The 2,354-nt window shown below is 67.5% G+C and carries 2 protein-coding genes; both read right to left on the bottom strand.

Annotation, left to right across the window (positions count from 1 at the left end):
* Window positions 1–95 precede the first annotated feature (95 nt).
* Complete coding sequence (nrfD, locus tag HUK84_RS15230) at window positions 96–1,442, bottom strand: NrfD/PsrC family molybdoenzyme membrane anchor subunit (protein ID WP_176641040.1); 1,347 nt, start codon at window positions 1,440–1,442, stop codon at window positions 96–98.
* Window positions 1,439–2,354: 4Fe-4S dicluster domain-containing protein (locus HUK84_RS15225; RefSeq protein WP_176641039.1), on the bottom strand; the 916-nt coding region annotated here is incomplete at its 5' end. The genes nrfD and HUK84_RS15225, both read right to left, overlap by 4 nt.

Genomic DNA, 2,354 nt, shown 5'->3' with positions numbered 1-2,354 from the left:
ATCGCGCTGCGCGGCGGTGGCGAAGCCGCCCAGGACATGGCGGCGGACAGGATGTGCCGGCGCCATGGGCCCTGTCCCGCTCATGCGCGTCCCGCTCATGCGCGCCGCGCGGGCAGCAGCGCGCGCATCTCGAACATGGAAATCGCCGGCACCACGCGGATGGTCAGCAGAAAGCCGGTGGCGAACAGCCCCACCGTGCCGGCGAACAGGGTCCAGTCCCACAGGGTCGGGTGGTAATAGCCCCACGACGACGGCAGCGGCCCGATGCGCGGGATCTGGATGACGATGCCGTACCGTTCCAGCCACATCCCGACCACCGCGCCCAGCGAGACGACCAGCACGGTCGGGATCGTCCGCCGCGCCGCGCGCCACCAGTAAAGCTGCGGCAACAGGCAGTTCAGCACGATGGTCGCCCAGTACACGCCGGAATCGAAGCCGAAGAGACGCTCGTGGAACATGCGCAGCTCGGTCGCGTCCTGCGCGTAATAGACGGTAAAGATCTCGACCAGATAGGCATAGCTGACGCACAGGCTGGCGGTCAGGGTCAGGCGGCACAGCACGTCGATATGGCGCGCGGTGATATAGGCGTGGAAACGCCAGATCCGCCGCAGCGGGATGACCAGCAGCAGCACGGCGGCAAAACCCGACAGCACCGCCCCGAAGACGAAGAAGGGCGGATAGAAGCTGGCATGCCAGCCCGCCGCCTCGCCGCCTGCGAAATCCAGCCCGACCACGCTGTGGACCGAACAGACCAGCGGCGCCATCACCGCGGCCATCACGGCATAGGTGGCGCGGAAATGCCGCCATTGCCGGCCGTCGCCGCGAAAGCCCAGCGCCGCGATGCCATACAGGATCCGCGTCCGCCGCCCCGCGGCCCGGTCGCGCAAGGTCGCCAGGTCCGGCAGCAGCCCGAACAGCCAGAACAGCGCCGACGCGACGACATAGGTCAGGATGGCGATGAAGTCCCACATCAGCGGACTTTTGAAATTCGGCCACAGATCCATGGTGTTCGGATACGGGAACAGCCAGTAGAAATACCATGGCCGCCCCAGGTGCAGGATCGGATACAGCGCGGCGCACAGCGCGCTGAACAGGGTCATCGTCTCGGCGATGCGGTTGATTGCGGTGCGCCATTCCACCCGCACCAGAAAGAAGAACGCCGAAATGAACGTGCCGCCGCTGGCGATCCCGATCCACCAGACATAGGAAAGAATGTCGAAACCCCAGACATTGGGCCAGTTGTTCCCCCAGATCCGGATGCCCAGATAGAACAGCCGCCCCACCGCGACCGCCATTCCCGCCAGCAGGGCCAGCGCGGGCACGAAGGCCGCCCACCACCAGCGATAGGACGCGCCGCCCAGCGGCACGGCGCAGACCGCGTCGGTCATCGTGGTCGCGGTCTGGCCCGGGGCCACCAGCGGCGCCTTGCCTGTGCCGGTCATGTGCCGATCTCCGGGTTGGGATTGCGGATTCGCGCCTCATAGGTCACCCGCGGCCGCGTGTTGTGCTCGGGCAGCAGCACGTAATCCAGCGGGCTGCGCTTGCGCCGCGCCACGTCGGATGCCGGGTCGTTCAGGTCGCCGAAGGTGAAGGCCCGGGTCGGGCAGGCGGCCTGGCAGGCGGTGGTGACCTGCTCGGGGGTGCCGTCGATATCGTGCGCGATCCGGGCCTGCGCGATCCGCTGGATGCAGAACGTGCATTTCTCCATCACCCCCCGGGCGCGAACGGTCACGTCGGGATTGCGCGATTCCGCGGGTCGCGGTTCTGCGGCGGCATAGGCGCCGTAATTGAAGCGCCGCACGCGATAAGGGCAGTTATTGGAACAGAAGCGTGTGCCGGCACAGCGATTATAGACCATGACGTTCAGGCCCTCCTGATCGTGCATGGTCGCGCCGAACGGGCAGACGACCTCGCACGGCGCCTGCTCGCACTGCATGCACAGCACCGGCTGCCGGCGGATGTCGGGCGCGTCCTCCGGCCCGTCGAAATAATGATCGATGCGCAGCCAGTGCATTTCGCGCTGATGCAGCACGGCATCCTTGCCGACCGCCGGCACGTTGTTTTCCGCGCCGCAGGCGGCGACGCACGCATTGCAGCCGATGCAGGCATTCAGGTCGATGCTCATCCCCCAGGCGGTCTGCCCGCCGGGCGGCAGCCGGTACAGTTCGGGACCGACGGCGTCCCCTTTCAGGAAATCGGGACGGGCCAGGAATTCGGCCAGCGTGCCCTGGCGCGCGATGTCTCCGGCGGCGGCATCCATGACGTCGTGGTGATCGGTGCTGGCGATCGCGACCTGCCGGCCGGTCGGGCGCAACGTGACGGCGGCGCCCTCGGCCGGGCGCAACGGATAGGTG

Source organism: Nguyenibacter vanlangensis (assembly GCF_013376155.1).
GTDB classification, from domain to species: Bacteria; Pseudomonadota; Alphaproteobacteria; order Acetobacterales; family Acetobacteraceae; genus Gluconacetobacter; species Gluconacetobacter vanlangensis.
The sequence above is the reverse complement of the archived record's forward strand: the minus strand, read 5'-3'. Positions and strand labels throughout refer to the sequence as shown.

Coding starts and splice junctions, on each gene's coding strand:
- nrfD (WP_176641040.1), bottom strand. CDS start 1,442: ATGACCGGCACAGGCAAGGCGCCGCTGGTGGCCCCGGGCCAGACCGCG.